Source organism: Catenovulum sp. SX2, assembly GCF_052056295.1.
In the GTDB taxonomy this organism is placed as follows: domain Bacteria; phylum Pseudomonadota; class Gammaproteobacteria; order Enterobacterales; family Alteromonadaceae; genus Catenovulum.
Window position 1 is genome coordinate 1,342,255 of sequence record NZ_CP182493.1, and the last position, 18,859, is coordinate 1,361,113.

The window sequence follows — 18,859 nt, forward strand, 5'->3', positions numbered from 1 at the left end:
ATCTACTTACAAAATTTTTCTATGTTGCAAATTAGGCATTTTGCGCCTAACTTGATTAACTCTGTCTAAATCGATAACACTTTGACGTAAGCCACTTTGTTCGCCATGTTGGTGAACTACTTCGCCCCAAGGGTCAACTACAATTGAATGCCCGTAGGTTTCACGGCCATTTTGGTGAATTCCGGTTTGATTAGCCGCAACAATAAAACATTGATTTTCTATTGCACGAGCGCGCATTAATACATCCCAATGAGCTTTGCCTGTGACATGGGTAAAAGCACTTGGAATGACCATAATTTCTGCGCCTTTAGTCTGCATCAAACGATACAATTCAGGGAACCTAACATCGTAACAAACCGACATGCCGATATTGGCAAAAGGTGTATGTACAACAACAGGTTCAGTACCAGCAATTGTTGTGGCACTTTCTCGATAAACTGCGGTTTTATCGGCGACTTCTACGTCAAACAAATGAATTTTGTTGTAACGCGCTTGGCATTGTCCATCCGGTGAAAATAATAAACTGGCAGCACTAATCAAAGCTGTGTTTGGACACTTAATTGGCATACTGCCAGCGACTATCCACAAATTATATTTTTTCGCTTGATGAGCAATAAAATCTTGAATCGGTCCATTTCCATAGTCTTCAGCAACCATTTGTTGTGCCGATTCTCCACCACCAAAACAGGCAAAACACTCAGGTAAAACCACTAAGGTATATTCAGCTCGTTCAACTTTACTCAGTTGCTGCGCTAACCAAGTCAAGTTATCTTCGACTTTTGGCGAAGAGTGCATTTGAATTGTAACAACAGAAACATTCATAACAATACCTCTTTATGGCTGGCTCGACTTAGCTGGGCTAGCACCGGTTTTATTTGCTTTTCCTTTAGCTGCATTTAACTTAACAGCTTTGCTTTTACGGGCAGTTTCGACAATAACCGGCTTTTCTATCGTGCCACTTATATCAAATTCAATTTGTGATATTACATCTGCCGATTCTATAACTTGATCAATTGCTAACGCCGCTATGCCAGTAACAGGATTAACCATCCATGCGATCAAAATCGGTAAACTGCTGGTCACTTTAGGGCTAAATCGTACTTGATAATCAAGCTCTTGTGTCACCAAATTGGTTGAGCCTGTTACTTCCATATTACCAGCAACCCCATCCATATATGTGTTATCCGTGAATGCTACACCCTTGGTGAATTTAATATCACCCTTCATTGAATTGTAGAACAAGCCTTTGCTAAATACATCCCTAAAGTCCAATTTGAGCTTGCGCACCAATGAATCTAAACTCAAAACACTGAGTATACGCGCACCTTTATCGGATACTTCAGTTAAATAACCTTCACCCAATTTCCAATTCATACTGCCGTTTAAGTCAGCATAACCCAAATCTACTGGCGACTTATTCCAGTTTAATTGAAATTTAGCATCAATCGATGAATCTCTAATTGCCGACGTTAGTTGGTAATCACGTAACCACCAGCCAAAATCATTACTTGTTACAGCCCCTTGCAACTTAGTTAGGCTATTTAATTTATCGTCAATACGCCAAAGGCCAGTTGCATCAACTTTGTTGCCTCGATAGCGCATAGTAAAAGACTTTAACGCGATATCTTTTGGTGAGGTACGGGCGATTTCAGCATTAATTTCACCAAGCTGTTTTTGGTCTAACCGACACACTTTGCAGCTGAGTTTAATCGGTGGGATGGCATCAAAAATTTGTTTAATTTCCGCTTTGGTTAATGGGTTGTCAGCCTGCAAACCTTTGGTGGTTTCGATAACAAAGGTATCGGCAAAAATATCTATGCCTTTTTCTGATATATCGTCATGGATATTAATCAAACCGTTAAATTGTTGCGATTGAATTTGAGTTGACCATAAGCTGGCAGTTTTATTTAAATCAAATGAAAGATGACGCCAGTTAAGGGGTCCAACGGCTAACTCTTGAATGCCTCCGCGAATGCGCTGTGGCAAGCCTATGATACTGTCATCGCTCGACGGTAACTTACTAAAATCGCTCTGCACTAAAGTAATCAGCTCAATATATTCCTGCAAGTTAGCTTGAGGAAGGTGTACCGCGATGTTAAATCCAGTTGCTGGTGCAGACAAAACGTTTTGCCCTAACACTAAATATGCACGGCTAAACTTTTTATCTTGATGCGGTAGTACTGCGTTAAAGTGAATATTCTCGCCTGAAGCAAACTCAAATAAAGAGCTATCTTGATCACCAGATATGGTTAAGTTTGTGAGCTGTAAATGCTGTGCTTTTTTATCAAAAGGTTTAGGTAGCTGTAAACGCACACCGTGTAAATCAGTTGCTACGTCTAACCTATAATCAAATTTATCTTTAGCAAACGACATGGCTAAATGGCCATCAATATCCGCATTGCCTTTAACCCTGTCGGCTAAACTCAATAAACTTCGGTGCGCCAAAATAGCTTCCAGCGGCCATTTACCACGTAAATCAATATTTACTTGATAAGCGTCATCTTGCTGCGCACTGGCTAAGTCAATTTGATATGGTACAGGCCCCCAATCAAAAGTCATTTTTTTCGACGACAGTTTATCCATATCAAATTCTAACAAGCCATTGACGTGTTCGAATTGAAAACCAGTTGGATTAATCACCACTTGGTTACCATCAAATAACACTGAACCTCGGGCATTTAACGATTCGGGTTTAAGCAAAGGGATTTTTAATTCAAGATTGGTCGAGACTAAACCTTGCACTGACACTTCTTGTAATGTTTTGCCAACTGAATCGGCTAAACTGCCTTTCAGCATAACTTCTGTTGCAGCCTTGCCCGTTGCTGTGGCATCCGCATTAATAGATAACAACGCCTGTTTTGAGCCTAAATCGTCAATATAGGCTTGAAGCTTAGAAACACTTACATCTAACAAACGAGCTTGCTCACTTTGCATAAATAGCGCACTGTTTTTGAAATCTAGCTGTAATTGAGTTTCGGTTAAACTTGGCCAATCCGGCTGAAACGCGAAATTAACTTTATTGGTATGAACACGGGTATGAAATATGCCTTGAGCTTGTTTATACGGAAAGTCATTTAAATGCCCTTGGAATATCAATTGCCCACCTAAAACGTCACCACTCACCAGTGCTCTATCTAAATAGGCGTGGGTTTCTTCACCCAATAAACTAGCAGGTAACCAAGGTTTAACTTGGCTGATAGTCAACTTCGGAATATTCAAAAACACAGCTAACTCTGGTGATAAACCCGAGTGCATATTCAGCGAAAATTGTCCGCTGATTTGCTCGTTTTCTGTGTTAACCGCCACATTCGGTGCATAAAATTGCCAACTAGTCGGCTGATTAGCGAGTTTAATTTTATTCTTGTTCGCCACAGGGTAACGAATATAACTATGCATGTTGACTGACATCTGCGACAGCGTATTTGGGTACAAAGACGGCCATAAAATATCTTGTTTCGGCAGATGCCAATCCATTGTTATCAGTCCATTTTGTCCTTTAACTTTGGCTGATAAATTATTGAAATCGGGTAAATCACTAATGCCCTGCCAACTTAACTCTTCAACTTGTGCTGAAAATAACCAAGAGTCATCGGCATTTAACTTCAAATGCAGGTTATCTATATGCGGCTCAGTTATTAACGCATTAGCAAATTTATCAATTTGCTCAGAAAAAGACGTCAGCGCCAGCAAAGGTTTTAACGGTGCTAAGTTAATTTCACGTGCATAGATTCGCCAACTGCCTTGGCGTTGTTCGCCTTGTACATTTAAGCCGCCCCACAGCTTATCGCCTTGAGCAAAACTAAAGTCATATAAATAAAGTTGTGGCACATTTTGATCAAGTCGAGCTTGCAGTTGGCCACTGACCAATTCAAGTTTGTGTTTCTTTTTACCTAGATACCAAGTGAGTTCACTTGGGTCGATATTAAATAAAATAGAGTCAAAGTGGCTTTGTTGTATATCCACCCAGGCCTCAAAGCGTAATTTACTTTGTAAATTACGCGCACTTTTGGCTACGTACGGACGTAACCAAGACGCAAAATCGATACCATCAGCACTGACATAAAATTGTCCGTCGTACTTATCATCCCCAACATCTTTTAAGTCTAAAATAAATGCGAGTTTTTCTGCTTCTATCCCTTCGAGTGAAAATTTACCAACCCCTTGGTGATCAGATGCTTGGTTAAACCATTTGAGTTGATGGACTGTGATGTCATGACTATCCCCCTGTGGGGTAATAATAGTCACTAAGCTATTTTGCACATCAAAGCGCTGGAATTGTTTTAAAAAGATGGATTCAAATAACTCAACCACAGCAATTTCAGAGCCAGCCCGTTCAGCTGCACGCATTTGCGCGAGATCGATTTCTACTCGAACGCCATCTAATACAAAGTTTCGAACCACAGGTGATTGCTGCAACAAACTTTGCCAGAAGTCGAGTTCAAGGTTTACTTGGTCAATATTTACCACAACGGGCGCATTGGCGTCAGGTTCAATTAAAAATTCAAACCCTTGAAGCTGCACAACAGGGCCAGCGCCTTGCCAATCAGCAGATAAATCACGAATGGCAATTGCTTGATTAAATTGTTGTGTAAACCATTGAGTAATTTGTGGTTTAAAATGGCTAGCGTATGGCAGGCCAACCCGCACTGAACTAATAACCAGCGCAGACGCGACCAAAATAACCGCAAAACTAAACCAGAGTTTGCGGATAAAAGCGGATATCAATCCAGTTAATTTCACTAAATCATTACCACATCGTAATGCTCTTGCCCGTAGAGCGCCTCACCTTGTACTTTGATTTGTTTACCAATAAAGAGTTCAAGTTCAGCCAGAGCATGGGATTCTTCACTTAACATATATTCACATACGGCTGGAGAAGCGTAAATAACAAATTTGTCTGCGTCGTAAGCACGGTTGACACGAACAACTTCACGAAGAATCTCGTAACAAACAGTTTCTGCTGTCTTTAAGCTGCCACGACCTTGGCAACAAGGACAGGCATCTGACAATATATGTTCTAAACTTTCGCGAGTACGTTTACGGGTCATTTCCACTAAACCTAAAGCGGAAAAACCATGTACGTTACATTTGGTTCTATCACTGGCTAACGCAAGTTCCAAACTGTGTAACACCCGACGTTTGTGATCATCATTATTCATATCAATAAAATCTATGATAATGATGCCACCTAAGTTACGTAACCTCAGCTGACGCGCTATGGCTTGAGTTGCTTCTACATTGGTATTAAATATGGTGTCTTCTAGGTTTCTATGCCCAACAAAAGCGCCAGTGTTAATATCAATGGTTGTCATGGCTTCCGTTTGGTCGATTATTAAATAACCGCCGGATTTAAGCTGAACTTTGCGCTCTAAACCACGTTGAATTTCGTTTTCAACATCAAACAAGTCAAATATAGGTCTTTCACCTGGGTAATATTCCATTGCACGTTTAAGGTTTGGAATAAACTCAGTGACAAAATCTAGTAGCTGTTCGTATGCAAGTTTTGAATCCACTCGGATACGCTCAGGCTCCGTGCCAACTAAATCACGTAATATACGAAATGCTAGGGTTAGATCTTCATACAAACAACGAATTTTGCCACTTTGTTTTTGTCGTTTAAGAATTTTGTTCCAAACCCGGCGCAAAAATAGTGCGTCTTGTTCGAGCTCTTCAGTGTCTACACCTTCGGCTGCTGTGCGTACAATAAAACTGCCTTTCTCGTCAGTATATTGACCAACAATTTCTTTTAAGCGCTCGCGTTCAACTTCACTTTCAATTCGTTGTGATACACCAACATGCTCAGCGCCTGGCATAAAAACTAAATAACGTGATGGAATGGTAATGTCTGTGGTTAAACGCGCCCCTTTAGTACCAAGTGGATCTTTCACCACTTGCACAACTATGTTTTGCCCTTCTTTAACCAAATCTTTAATGTCACGTACAGGCAAAGGTTCGGTTATTGCATCTTCGTCGCGCACTTCGTCATGCACTGTGATGTCAGAAGCGTGCAAAAAAGCAGCTTTGTCTAAACCTATGTCAATAAAAGCAGCTTGCATGCCGGGTAATACCCGACTGACTTTGCCACAATATATGTTGCCGACAAGGCCTTTTTTACCTTGTCTTTCAATATGTACTTCTTGCAGGCTACCATTCTCAACAACAGCAACCCGAGTTTCAGTAGGGGTAACGTTAATTAATAATTCCGCACTCATAGCTGCTTTAAAACCTTTTGAATTAACTGTTTTGTCTCATATAAAGGTAGGCCAACTATGGCTGAATAACTACCCTGTATTGATTTAACAAACTGGCCGCCAATACCTTGTATAGCATAACTACCGGCTTTGTCTTGTGGCTCACCGGTTTGCCAATAGGCTAAGATCTCTTGCTCATCCAGTTGTGCAAATTCAACATCACTCGAAACCACAACAGTTTCAATGTTATCTTGCCATTTTATCGCAACAGCTGTAATGACTTGGTGTTGATTGCCCGACAATAAGCTTAAAGTGTTTAATCCATCTTGCTCATTTGCCGGTTTGCCCAACAGCTGGTTTTGATAGACCACTATAGTATCTGAGCCTAACACTGGCATAGTTTTATCGCAGTTTTGCCAACCTTGTTGTGCTTTTTCGCAAGCAAGTCGAATCACATAATCGATTGCGCTTTCATCCAGCAACTGACTTTCATCAATTTCACCATCAACGAGTTGATATTGAATATTTAGTTGTGCGAGCAACTCACGACGACGAGGAGAGCGTGAAGCCAAATAAATTTGAGCCATGATTTTATCTATCTTATTCTAAGTTTGCGGCGATATTTGCGTAACAGCAGAAATGCCCACGGCCAAATTAACGCATTGGTTACTGTTGGCCATAATAATTCAGGTAAAAAATATACTGTGGTTAAAAAATGTTGGATCCAATAATCGACCAAGTGATAAAAGGCTGTGACCATAGCCACAATTAAAGCCTGCTGCCAAATGGATAAATTGCGTATGGTTAAATGATTAACCGCAGCTATATACACAACTAAAGACAACAACAAAGCGTTGAGACCAAGTACATTACCTAGCAATATGTCGTAAAGCACACCGACAATAAAGGCACTGCCAACATTCACTCTATGTGGCAAAGCAATTGCCCAATAAAACAATACAATTAACACCCAGTCAGGACGAAATGCTTCAACATAATTAGGTAAAGGTGCCATCGCCAAAATAAGGGTTAAAAATAAACTAAAAGCGATTAGCGTGCGTGAACCTATCACTGAATAAGCTCCTTGGTTTCACGTTTTATTTCTTTTAGGCTAGATTTAGCCGGCTGCGAAGGTGCGTTGGGTGGCCACAGTAGCAATAAATAACGGATCCTATCAAGCTGGGCAATAGGTTTAGTTTCAATTTGCGCAAATGGTAGGCTTTCATTACTGATCACCCGAGAAACCTCGGCAACTGGATAACCCTCAGGGTATTTCTGCCCTAAACCAGAACTAATTAATAAGTCACCTGCACGAATATCTGCTGAATGTGGCACATAATTTAAATCCAGACGACTCATAGAGCCTGTGCCCGCAGCAATACTGCGCACTGAATTACGCGCAACACGCACAGGAATTGCGTGAGTAATATCAGTAATTAACAATACGCGGCTGGTTGTTGGTGCCACATCAACCACTTGGCCAACAATACCGTTTTCGTCTAACACGGCTTGCCCTTCGTACACACCATTAAGTGAACCACGGTTCAGCAAAACTTGATGGCTATTTGGGTTGCTGGTTACAGACATAACTTCGGCAACCATCTTTTGAATTTCTTGGCGAACCGGTGACTCTAACAAAGCGCGTAGACGGTCGTTTTCTCGCTGCAAAAATTGCATACGTAATACACTTTCTTGCAACATTAAGTTGGTTTCACGTAGTTTAGCGTTTTCGTCTAACAAGGAACTACGAGAAGATAATGATTCAGCAGACCAATCTAACATGCTCTGTGGCAGGTTAGCCGCATACAAAATAGGACTAACCAGCGAATTTAAGTAAACTCGAATAGAGTCAAAACCTTTGAGGCGATGATCAACAAACATCAGCACAAGAGACAGCACCACAGCAATCAAGATGCGTATTTGTAGTGCGGGTCCATTGGCGAACAGCGGCGTCATATGCGTCTACTTAATCGTAGGCAAATAAATCGCCACCATGCATATCAATCATATCAATGGCTTTACCACCACCACGAGCTACGCAAGTGAGTGGGTCATCAGCAATCACAACTGGAATGCCGGTTTCTTCCATTAATAATCTATCTAAATCTTTTAATAAGGCACCACCACCTGTTAATACCATACCGCGCTCACTGATATCTGATGCAAGCTCTGGTGGTGATTGTTCAAGCGCAACCATAACAGCACTAACTATGCCTTGCAGTGGCTCTTGTAGTGCTTCTAAGATTTCATTACTGTTTAAGGTAAAGCTTCTTGGTACACCTTCAGCAACGTTGCGGCCACGAACTTCGATTTCACGAACTTCGTCACCCGGATAAGCTGAACCAATTTCGTGTTTAATCCGCTCGGCAGTTGCCTCACCAATTAAACTACCAAAGTTACGACGCACGTAAGAAATGATAGCTTCGTCAAACTTATCACCACCAATACGCACTGATGATGAATAAACAATACCGTTCAAAGAGATAATCGCAACTTCGGTTGTACCACCACCTATATCAACCACCATAGAGCCGGTTGGTTCAGAAACTGGTAAATCAGCACCAATTGCTGCAGCCATTGGTTCTTCAATTAAATACACTTCGCGTGCACCCGCCCCTAAAGCTGATTCTTTAATTGCTCTTTGTTCAACTTGGGTTGCACCACAAGGTACACAAATTAACACACGTGGACTTGGACGTAATAAATTGTTGTTATGTACTTGTTTAATAAAATACTGCAACATTTTTTCGGTTACGTAGAAATCTGCAATTACGCCGTCTTTCATTGGACGAATCGCTTTAATGTTACCCGGTGTACGACCTAACATTTGTTTAGCTGCAGCACCTACTGCTGCAACACTGCGTTGACCACCCGCTCTTTCTTGGCGAATGGCAACAACCGAAGGCTCATTTAAAACAATACCTTGGTCTTTTACATAAATAAGTGTGTTAGCTGTCCCTAAATCTATAGACAGATCGTTGGAAAAAACTCCACGTAGTTTTTTTAAAAACATTGGGTGGGATCCCTTAGCAATACTGAACGGCAAAATTGGCCTAACTTTACCAATGAGCCAGTCAATCGGCAAGTAAAGCTAGAAAAAATAACCTCATATTCGTATATCAAGCTAGATCAATTTTGTTTAACTACTTTTTTATTTACAATCTGAGCAAAAATATCTTTAGGTTGTGCATTAAATAACTCATAGACCTGCTGATAAGCCAAAACCGCTTTGACATATTCACGGGTTTCTTTGTATGGAATAGTTTCAATCCAGATATCTAATGGCACAGCTTCTTCTTCTGGTAACCACTTAAGCACTCTATGGTAACCGGCATTATACGAAGCAATCGCCAATGGAATTTGTCCATTCATGCGCTCGGTTAACTGAGCTAAATATTCAGTGCCCAATTCAACATTGGTTTCTGCGGTAAATAAACGATATGGATTAAATTTTCGCCCAGCTAAAGTTTTGGCCGTTGCAGGCATAATTTGCATTAAACCCCGTGCGCCAGCCGATGAGTTAGCATCAACCATAAATGAACTCTCGCGACGACTGACAGCCATAGCCAAGGTTAAATCAATACCTGCTTGTTGACTGTATTTTTGATACAAATCTTCGTAAGCTTTTGGAAAGCGCAAACTAACTTCATCGTGATATCCAGCTTGTGATATACCTCGCAAAGCTTGGTCATACCAATGCCATTGGTATGCAAGGTAAGCCGCATTCGCTTGTTCAACTTTGTCTAAGCCCTTTTTAAATTGATACCACTCTCGGCGCGCTTGCGTAAAACGCTCCAACATAAAAAATTCGTATGCTCGTTTGGCACTAGGAGCATTTTTTAAACGGCTCATGATATCTAAATCAATTTCAACACCTTGATGATTTAACTGATATCTATTGCTGGTGCGCGCAGCAGCTAAAAAACCATAATAATGGCGAGTTTGCGCTAACTCTTGTAATACAGTGTCTGATTGAGTTTCCCCCAGTTGAGCTTGCGCTCTGGCATACCAATATTTATTTGCCGACAAAGATTGCAGCTCCTCAGGCAAAGATTGATATAACTCAACCACTTTTTGCCATTGGTTGTTGCGTAAATAAGTGGCTAGATGCCAATGAACTATTTTGCTGTCTTTTAAATGACGTGGTATGCGCTTTAGCCACACCTCTGCTTGCTCATGCCCTTTGCTGGCAAGCGCTAATGCAAAAGTGTAGTGAATTTCATCTAATGCTTGTGCTGAAATAGTAAAACGGTTAAGCATTTGTTGGTAATGTTCAATTGCATCATCCGGCTCTCGCCAAATTAACCTTTGGATGCCATAAACCTGAATGGCGGCGTAATCAGGCGTGCTTTTAAAACTCGACAAACGAGTGATACGTGCAGGATCGCGCCGAACTCTATGCCACAACTTAGCCCAGGCTTGCTCACTCTCTGGTAACAGCTTAGTTAAATAAGGAATTAAGGTGTGTGCGCCACCGTCTGCGGCTAATACAATACGGCGTTTAACCATATCATCTGTACGTAATCCAGCATCCGCCCATTTATCAAACAAGGGATCACAGGCTTTGGGCTGTGAATTGCCAACAACCCATAACGGCGCTATGTCATCCGCTAAATCTTTCAGCTGACCGCCAATTTGTAGTTGAAACCTAAGCTTGTGGCAATTGAGCTCTGCATCTGAGGTAGGTTTAAAATCATTTAAAAATAAGATGGCTTGATTTTTCTTAGCTAAATAATCTAACCATGGATGACGTAACGACCATTCTAACGCCGTACCTTCGTACAAATGCAAAAATTCGCGAATAGCTTGTTTATTGCTCAAATAAGGGTGGTTACGTAAATACGCTAGCTCAACATAAGGAAACAAGGGATAGTCGCCGTGCGTTTTCCGCCATTGATTAATTTGTCGCATCGACGCTTTTTTGGCTTTTTGTTCATGTTCAACAAACCACACTCTTTGTTGGGTTAATTGCTCATTGGGCGATTCTACTTGGCTGCTAGCTGAACTGGATAGGCTTGCCAACATCAGCATGCTTGCAGTCAAAGTTTTGTGAATTAGGGGCGAAGAAAAATACATAAATTGGCACTTAAAAATAAAATTCACGGGTTAATAGAAAAATTCAAACAACCGTTTGAATTTTACAAAATACTGGTTACACTCTAATCAGATAACAAGTTTTAACATTATCTTAAAAAGTGAATGAACAAGATTATCTTAAACAAGTGAACGAACAAGTGTAAGTAAAGTTGCGAAATAATTTAGAACATTCCGGACTTTATCTATCCCAAAATAAACTATCTATGGGAGTAACTGCATGTTATATCAAAGTGACAATATTCAGCTTGTCGAGTTAGATAACCAAATTGCTGAGCTAAAGCTTAATGCCCAAGGCTCGGTTAACAAGTTTGACAAACAGACCCTAGAAGCGTTCCGCTGTGCCATTGAAATCGCTAGAGATAGTAATTTAAGGGCATTGATACTAACTAGTACCAAAGCAGCATTTATTGTTGGTGCTGATATCACAGAATTTTTAGCCAAATTCGCCCTGCCACAAGAAGAACTTCTCGGCTGGATTAAATACGCCACAGATATATTCGATTCACTTGAAGATTTACCCTTCCCAACTGTTAGTGCCATTAATGGTTACGCTTTAGGTGGCGGCTGTGAAACTATACTTGCAACTGACTTTCGCATTGCTGACACACAAGCACGCATAGGTTTACCCGAGGTCAAACTGGGTATTATGCCCGGCTTTGGTGGTACTGTGCGTATGTCGCGTTTACTTGGTGCTGACAATGCGATGGAGCTAATTACCACAGGCAAAGAATTAAAAGCAGCACAAGCGTTAAAACTTGGGCTTGTTGATGCTGTGGTTGAACCCGAACAATTGCGCGAAGCAGCGATTGATTGTGCCGAGCAAGCCGCCAATAACGTTTTTAATTGGCAACAGCGTCGTGCACGAAAACTCAATCCACTGACATTAAACAAAACAGAAACTGCCATGAGTTTTGCATTAGCTAAATCTATGGTAATGCAACAAGCAGGTAAACATTACCCTGCACCAATTAAAGCAGTTGAAACCATAGAACAAGGTGCTGCGCATGGCCGCAAAGAGGCAATGCGCATTGAAAATGAAAACTTTGTTGAGTTAACCCAAACACCACAAGCACAAGCATTAGTTGGATTATTTTTAGCCGATCAACATGTAAAAGGTTTGGTTAAGTCGGCGAAAAAACTAGCAACACCAGTCAACACAGCCGCGGTGTTAGGCGCTGGTATTATGGGTGGTGGTATTGCCTATCAAGCGGCTAGTCGCGGGCATAATGTGGTGTTAAAAGATATTAATGACAAAGCGCTTGATTTAGGTATGCAAGAAGCGGCTAAGCTACTGAATAAAGCTGCCTCTTATGGCAAAATATCTGCTGATCAAGCAGCACAATCCCTTATTCGTATAAGACCAACTCTAGAGCAAGCCGCAGTCAAACACGTTGATATAGTGGTTGAAGCCGTAGTTGAAAACCCTAAAGTCAAAGCCAGCGTATTAGCAGAAACTGAACAAACCATCTCTGACAGCGCAATTTTGGCGACTAATACTTCAACGATCTCAATTGATTTACTCGCACAAAACCTGCAACGAGCCGAGAATTTCTGTGGCATGCACTTTTTTAATCCTGTACACAAAATGCCGTTAGTGGAAGTGATCCGCGGTGCCAAAACTTCAGATGCAACTATTGCAACTGTAGTTGAGTTTGCCAAAAATATGGGCAAAACACCGATAGTGGTCAACGACTGTCCGGGCTTTTTTGTAAACCGCGTATTATTCCCATACCTAGCTGCGTTTAATCAATTAATGTTCGATGGCGCTGATTTAGTTCAGGTCGATAAAATAATGGAAAAACAATTCGGCTGGCCTATGGGGCCCGCTTATTTATTGGATGTTATAGGCTTAGATACAGCGTTTCATGCGCAATCAGTTATGGCTGAAGGTTTCCCTGAGCGCATGCCAATGCCAACCAACAACTTACTAAAAGTCTTGGCGGATGCTAAACGTTTAGGGCAAAAATCCGGCAGTGGTTTTTATCAATATCAGTTAGATAAAAAAGGCAAGTTACAAAAACAGCCGGATGATTTTGTTCAACAACACTTAGCTAGTGAAGGTGTTAGAGCACAAACATTTAGCGACCAACAAATAATCGACCGTTTAATGATGCCAATGATCAACGAGTGCATTTTATGTTTAGATGAAGGCATAGTCGCCAGCGCCGAAGAAGCAGATATGGCACTGATTTATGGTTTAGGTTTCCCACCATTTAGAGGTGGTGTATTTAGGTATTTACAACAACTTGGGCTTAAAACTTATATCACCCGAGCAAAAAGTTATGAAGATTTAGGCGCTGCTTATCAATTAAGCTCAAGCTTGCTGAATAAAGCCAAAGCCAACCAACAATTTTTAGCGACTAAATAGCGGAGCAAATATTATGAATACTAAAATTCAAGATGTGGTCATTATTGATGCTATTCGCACCCCTATGGGTCGCTCAAAAGGTGGCATATTCCGCAACGTACGTGCCGAAGATTTATCCGCGCACGTCATGGGTAGCTTGTTAACACGCAATCCTGAAGTAAACCCTAAAGAAATTGAAGATGTAATTTGGGGTTGTGTGATGCAAACCTTAGAGCAAGGTTTTAACGTAGCGCGTAATGCAGCCTTGTTAGCAGGTTTACCCAAAACAGTTGCAGGCGTAACAGTTAATCGTTTGTGTGGCTCGTCAATGCAAGCTTTGCATGATGCCGCCCGCGCTATTATGACCGGCATGGGTGATATTTTTATTGTCGGTGGTGTTGAACATATGGGTCATATCCCTATGACTCATGGCGTGGATTTTCACCCAGGTTTGGCGAAAAACGCGGCCAAAGGTGCAGGCTCTATGGGCTTAACCGCAGAAATGCTTGCGCGAGTGCATAAAATTGGCCGCGAGCGCCAAGATGAATTTGCTTGTCGTAGCCACCACAGAGCACACCAAGCCAGTGAAAGTGGCGCTTTTGCCGATGAAATAGTGCCAACCTATGGCCATGATGCAACTGGCAAACTAATTTTAGCCGACAAAGATGAAGTTATTCGCCCCGAAACCAATATGCAAGGTTTAGCCAATTTACGCCCTGTATTTGATCCGGTGACAGGCTCGGTAACTGCTGGCAATGCATCTGCGTTATCTGATGGTGCTTCTGGTTTGTTGGTCATGTCGGCAAATAAAGCCAAACAACTAGGGTTAACGCCAATTGCCAAAGTTAAATCTATGGCAGTCGCTGGTTGCGATCCATCGATTATGGGTTATGGCCCTGTGCCGGCAACACTAAAAGCGTTAAAACGCGCTGATTTAAGTGTTGAAGATATAGATTTATTTGAGCTGAACGAAGCTTTTGCGGCACAGTCTTTACCTGTTATTGATGATTTGGGTTTAACCGATGTGATGGATCAAAAAGTTAATTTACACGGTGGTGCAATTGCTCTGGGTCATCCACTTGGTTGTTCTGGTGCACGTATTAGCACAACCTTATTGAACTTAATGCAGCAAAAAGATGCTAGATATGGCGTAGCCACTATGTGTATAGGGTTAGGCCAAGGTATAGCCACTGTATTTGAACGTGGTGAATAAATTAGCTTAAAGCAATAACCCCACCTAAAATCAAGCTAGAGTTAATACTTGCCACTCTGAACAAGTGTTAACTCAATCGCTTTTTTGCCAATTTCCTACAATTGTCAAAAAGTCTTACTGGTAAATTAGTTACAATCCAATACAATTAAAACAAAGCGCGATTTTGAGCACTGCGCTTCACTTTTACCCCATTTATAAAGAAAAAGGGATCAACAATGAAAACACAGAACAAATTCAAACTAGCACTTTTGGCTTCGTGTTTAACTGCAGCTACCAGCGCTCACGCTGATATGATTTTAGGTGTGTACGCGGGTGCACAATATTGGAATATTGAGCCAGAAGGTAAATTTGGTACTGAAAAAGACGACCAAGAAACTTTCAACTTTGATTCAGCAAGTAATGCATCTTTTTACGTAGCATTAGAGCATCCAGTACCACTGGTACCAAATATTAAAGTTCGCCATAACCAAATGGAAGATTTAACTGGTAATGGTCAAATCGATGGCGAATTCGACTTCGCAGGTAAAACTTACGCTACCAATACAGATGTTGATGTAAATGCCGATTTAACCAACACTGACTTTATTTTATATTATGAAATTTTTGACAATGGCTTAGTTAGTTTCGATTTTGGTTTAAATGTTAAACACATTGACGCCTATATTAAAGCCACAGGCACAACCTCTTCAGGTAACGGTCAACAAACTGATAGCAGTGAAGAAGACTTCAGCGGTTACGTACCTATGGGTTATGTAGCAGGTGCTGTTGGTTTACCGTTCACTGGTTTATCTGTTTATGGCGATATGAGTTTATTGGCTATTGGCGACCACAGCTTAAGTGATTACCAAGTTGGTATTGCTTATGAGTTTATTGATAACTTAGCGGTAGATATGGAAGTACAATTAGGTTACCGCAGCTTTGCACTTAAATTAGACGACCTTGAAGGCATCTACACTGACTTAGATTTCAAAGGTGTGTACGCTGGTTTACAAGTGCACTTCTAAGTTCTGCTCCAGCAAAACTTAACCAGAAACGCCCACTTTGGGCGTTTTTTGTATTTGAACCTTTACTTGCTCTAAACAAACAACAAGCTATCTTCCGCTTGGTTATTGTGCAGCAGTCCCTGCACTTTCAGCGACAGCTTGCGCCAAGGTAATGTCTGTTTGTTGCCAGTTACTTTCTAACTCATCAGCATCCACAGCTTTTACTCGGTAACAATATTTGTTGCCAGCTAGCACATCCGTATCCGAATGTTTTTGTTGGCTTGCGGTTACTACGGCCAATTGACGCCAGCCAGAGCAATTATCTTTCGCTTTCTCAACAACATAATTGCTGATGTCTGATTCACTATTCGCAGTCCAAGATAATTCAACTAAACCACTAGCCTCTGAAGCCATTAACCCATTAGGTTGTGCAGGCACAGGCTTAGTGTTTGCAGCAATAATGCGTGTACGGCCACCTTCTGCATCAAAGGTGTTATATGAAGATATGGCGTATTGATATTCTTGGCCATCAGCTAACTTGCTAAATAAAGAGCCATCATCAATATAGGTATTTATCTTAATATCTTTAATGGTTTTAATCCGCTCCATTTTACCATCTTCGTTTTTACGATAAATATAATAACCAGCAACATCTTTATCGCTGATCGCTTGCCAGGTCAGTTGAACTTGTTTAACTAACCCAGATTGAACTGCAAAAGCTGATGGTGGCGCCGGCAATGCCTTGGTTTTAGCTACAACAGGCATTGATGCTGGTGTTTCGACAAAGCCGTCTATCGCGCTAATTTGGTATTCATACTCGGTTTGGTCATCAAGTTTTTTATTGTCTAAATATTCATTGGTTAACGGGCTGTCAATTTGTACTAACTTATTCCAGTCTTGGGTATCTTTTTTTCGCCGATAAATTTGGTAACCGGTAATGTTTTGTTGCACATTCCACTCAAGTTGAACTTGGCGTAACATATTGTCTTGTTTTACGCTTAACAACAAAGTGGCAGGGTTTGTGACTGTATCCGACAATACTTCAGCACTTTGTAAACCTGCTTTATCTTGGGTAACTAATTTATATTGAGTGTCAGCATAAGGTTTCAAATCTTTGTCTAAAAAGCCGGTTGCCTCTGCTGGTAATACCGCAATTTGTTGCCAGTTTTGTTCATTCCATTTTCGAGACAAAATGTAATTAGCTAAATCGGCCGATTCAGACACAGGCCAACTTATTTGAATATCTTGTTGATTAACTACCACAGCGAGTTGCCCAACACTTTTAGGTAAAGTTTTAGTGGAAGCGCTTGCAACATAACTCAAATCACCACGTGCACCAAACTTATTAACCGCAGCGATGGCATAATGGTATTGCACGCCATCTTTGAGTTTATCTGCCCCATCGCCATCAACAAATTCCTTGGTTTGAAAGCCTGGAATTTCGTAGACCAAACTCAGCTGGTCTCCTTGCTGAAAACCATTACCGTCATCTTCCATTCTATATAACTTGTAGCCAATAATGTCTGGGTCTTCGATAGCATTCCAAGTCAACTTAACCGCTTTAACTAAGCCACTCTGTGCTTGTAAATTGTCTGGTCTAGCTGGCAAACCTTTAGTTTTTGCCGAAACTATATTTGATGGGTCAGACTCTCGGCCATTATTGACTAAGCTGACATAATATTCATATTCAGCCCCATCTAATAAACCTTGGCGATCGATAAAACGGCGGACATCCGCTTGATTAACATCACCAACCCGCTGCCATATTGTTGTGCCTAACACGCGACGATAGATATAAAAACCGCCTTTACTATTTTCAACTTGCCAATCGAGCTCTACTTGGCGCAACAAGCCATCTTGATGGACTGATAAATTAGGTGTGCCAGCAGAAAATACCACTTCAGTACCGCTAAGTGGGCTTTCATACCCTTTAGCATTTACCGCTGATACCGAATAACTGTATTGTTCACCATCTTCAACATTGTTTTTATCGGTAAACGAATAACTTAATTTAGGTTCATCTGAATTTAAGGTTAATGTACCCACATGTAACCAATTTCCACCGGATGCACGTTTACGATAAATTTTATATTTACGAATAACGTGGCCTTTAATTGGGTTATCTAAATTAGGCACAAAAGTGATGGTTGACTGCTTAACCCCAGTATCAACCGATAAGATAGTTGGCGACAAAGGACGCAGTTTGATAGCTTTATCAATATAAGTAACCTGCTGAATTGAAACGTCTTCAGCTTGTTCACCTGTGGATTTTTCAACGACAGCTAACTTGTAAAAATAGCTGGTGCCACTTTCCACTTGAGAATCTAGATAGCTATTTGCTTGCAAGCTGGCAATTTGAATATATGGGCCTTGTTCTGCTTCACCACGATAAAGATTAAAAATTTCAATGCTATCTGGCTCAAGTGCAGTCCAACTAATTTCAACCCCACCTTGCACTGCTTGGCTTACAAACTCAGATAAATATTGTTTTTTTATCGCCGCTTGCGCAGCTTCTGCAGCCTGGGCAATTTTAGCTTCTGCTTTTGCATCAATTAAACTTTGCGCCATAGCTTTAATTAACGTATTGGCCAAAGCAGGGCCTTTTTCATTGATATCGTTGCGGCCACTAAAAGATATTTTCCACTCTTTAGCTAAACGCTCATGCACAATATCGAGCATTTTTATTTCGGTTGCTATGCCATTATCCGACATTTGCACACTACCAAAAATGACAAACTCCACACCAAGCGCTTTACCTATATGAATAGCATCTTGGTTGGAGCTGCCCATAGAAAGACCTTGACGAAACAGCTCAGATTCCATATCGCGACGTGACATCATTTGCACTTCACTACGCTTGTCTAAATTAGAGCGCAATGCAAATTGAATATCACCATCAAAACCAATGGAATCTATATCGAGCGGTTTTAAATTCAGCAAAGCTGTATTGTATGCCGCCCAAAGTGGCGTTGTGCTTAAACAGATAAACAACAACACAACACTTTTTAGCTGTTTAATCATGAGTCAC

12 protein-coding genes are annotated in these 18,859 nt (G+C 41.1%); 3 read left to right on the plus strand and 9 right to left on the minus strand.

Annotated features, from left to right (window positions below; translation table 11 throughout):
• Window positions 1-6: 6 nt before the first annotated feature.
• From ACMZOO_RS05650 to ACMZOO_RS05685, 8 genes are all read right to left on the minus strand, one after another.
• On the minus strand, window positions 7-822 hold the full coding sequence (locus tag ACMZOO_RS05650; RefSeq protein WP_440905752.1) for a carbon-nitrogen hydrolase family protein: 816 nt from the start codon (window positions 820-822) through the stop codon (window positions 7-9).
• Window positions 823-834: 12 nt separating this feature from the next.
• Window positions 835-4,740, minus strand: a complete 3,906-nt coding sequence (locus tag ACMZOO_RS05655; protein WP_440905753.1) for a YhdP family protein — start codon at window positions 4,738-4,740, stop codon at window positions 835-837.
• Window positions 4,740-6,212: a ribonuclease G gene (gene rng / locus ACMZOO_RS05660; protein WP_440905754.1), complete on the minus strand. Its 1,473-nt coding sequence runs from the start codon at window positions 6,210-6,212 to the stop codon at window positions 4,740-4,742. The genes ACMZOO_RS05655 and rng overlap by 1 nt, the downstream gene beginning before the upstream one ends.
• On the minus strand, window positions 6,209-6,778 hold the full coding sequence (locus ACMZOO_RS05665) for a Maf family protein (protein WP_440905755.1): 570 nt from the start codon (window positions 6,776-6,778) through the stop codon (window positions 6,209-6,211). The genes rng and ACMZOO_RS05665 overlap by 4 nt, the downstream gene beginning before the upstream one ends.
• An 8-nt stretch (window positions 6,779-6,786) precedes the next feature.
• Complete coding sequence (gene mreD / locus ACMZOO_RS05670) at window positions 6,787-7,263, minus strand: rod shape-determining protein MreD (RefSeq protein ID WP_440905756.1); 477 nt, start codon at window positions 7,261-7,263, stop codon at window positions 6,787-6,789.
• A complete protein-coding gene (gene mreC / locus ACMZOO_RS05675) occupies window positions 7,260-8,147 on the minus strand; it encodes a rod shape-determining protein MreC (RefSeq protein WP_440905757.1) in 888 nt (295 codons plus the stop codon). The genes mreD and mreC overlap by 4 nt, the downstream gene beginning before the upstream one ends.
• A 10-nt stretch (window positions 8,148-8,157) precedes the next feature.
• Complete coding sequence (locus tag ACMZOO_RS05680; protein ID WP_035013306.1) at window positions 8,158-9,204, minus strand: rod shape-determining protein; 1,047 nt, start codon at window positions 9,202-9,204, stop codon at window positions 8,158-8,160.
• 116 nt (window positions 9,205-9,320) lie between these two features.
• Window positions 9,321-11,267, minus strand: coding sequence for a transglycosylase SLT domain-containing protein (locus ACMZOO_RS05685; protein WP_440905758.1), 1,947 nt, complete (start codon window positions 11,265-11,267; stop codon window positions 9,321-9,323).
• Between the two features lie 238 nt (window positions 11,268-11,505).
• Here ACMZOO_RS05685 and fadB point away from each other — a divergent pair, with 238 nt between their 5' ends.
• From fadB to ACMZOO_RS05700, 3 genes are all read left to right on the plus strand, one after another.
• Entirely contained in the window at window positions 11,506-13,656 is a 2,151-nt protein-coding gene (fadB, locus tag ACMZOO_RS05690; protein ID WP_440905759.1) for a fatty acid oxidation complex subunit alpha FadB, read from the plus strand.
• Window positions 13,657-13,681: 25 nt separating this feature from the next.
• Window positions 13,682-14,848, plus strand: coding sequence for an acetyl-CoA C-acyltransferase FadA (gene fadA / locus ACMZOO_RS05695; protein ID WP_440906286.1), 1,167 nt, complete (start codon window positions 13,682-13,684; stop codon window positions 14,846-14,848).
• A gap of 215 nt (window positions 14,849-15,063) precedes the next feature.
• On the plus strand, window positions 15,064-15,852 hold the full coding sequence (locus ACMZOO_RS05700) for a TIGR04219 family outer membrane beta-barrel protein (protein WP_440905760.1): 789 nt from the start codon (window positions 15,064-15,066) through the stop codon (window positions 15,850-15,852).
• 102 nt (window positions 15,853-15,954) lie between these two features.
• On the opposite strand, the gene ACMZOO_RS05705 is transcribed toward ACMZOO_RS05700, so the two are convergent.
• Window positions 15,955-18,852 carry a hypothetical protein gene (locus ACMZOO_RS05705; protein ID WP_440905761.1) on the minus strand — a complete coding sequence of 966 codons (2,898 nt, stop codon included), beginning with the start codon at window positions 18,850-18,852 and terminating at the stop codon, window positions 15,955-15,957.
• Window positions 18,853-18,859 lie beyond the last annotated feature (7 nt).

Excerpts from the sequence above, each read along its gene's own strand:
- fadB (WP_440905759.1), top strand. The coding sequence starts at position 11,506 with ATGTTATATCAAAGTGACAATATTCAGCTTGTCGAGTTAGATAACCAA.
- ACMZOO_RS05650 (WP_440905752.1), bottom strand. The coding sequence starts at position 822 with ATGAATGTTTCTGTTGTTACAATTCAAATGCACTCTTCGCCAAAAGTC.
- mreC (WP_440905757.1), bottom strand. The coding sequence starts at position 8,147 with ATGACGCCGCTGTTCGCCAATGGACCCGCACTACAAATACGCATCTTG.
- rng (WP_440905754.1), bottom strand. The coding sequence starts at position 6,212 with ATGAGTGCGGAATTATTAATTAACGTTACCCCTACTGAAACTCGGGTT.
- ACMZOO_RS05665 (WP_440905755.1), bottom strand. The coding sequence starts at position 6,778 with ATGGCTCAAATTTATTTGGCTTCACGCTCTCCTCGTCGTCGTGAGTTG.
- ACMZOO_RS05685 (WP_440905758.1), bottom strand. The coding sequence starts at position 11,267 with ATGTATTTTTCTTCGCCCCTAATTCACAAAACTTTGACTGCAAGCATG.
- ACMZOO_RS05680 (WP_035013306.1), bottom strand. The coding sequence starts at position 9,204 with ATGTTTTTAAAAAAACTACGTGGAGTTTTTTCCAACGATCTGTCTATA.
- ACMZOO_RS05700 (WP_440905760.1), top strand. The coding sequence starts at position 15,064 with ATGAAAACACAGAACAAATTCAAACTAGCACTTTTGGCTTCGTGTTTA.
- ACMZOO_RS05705 (WP_440905761.1), bottom strand. The coding sequence starts at position 18,852 with ATGATTAAACAGCTAAAAAGTGTTGTGTTGTTGTTTATCTGTTTAAGC.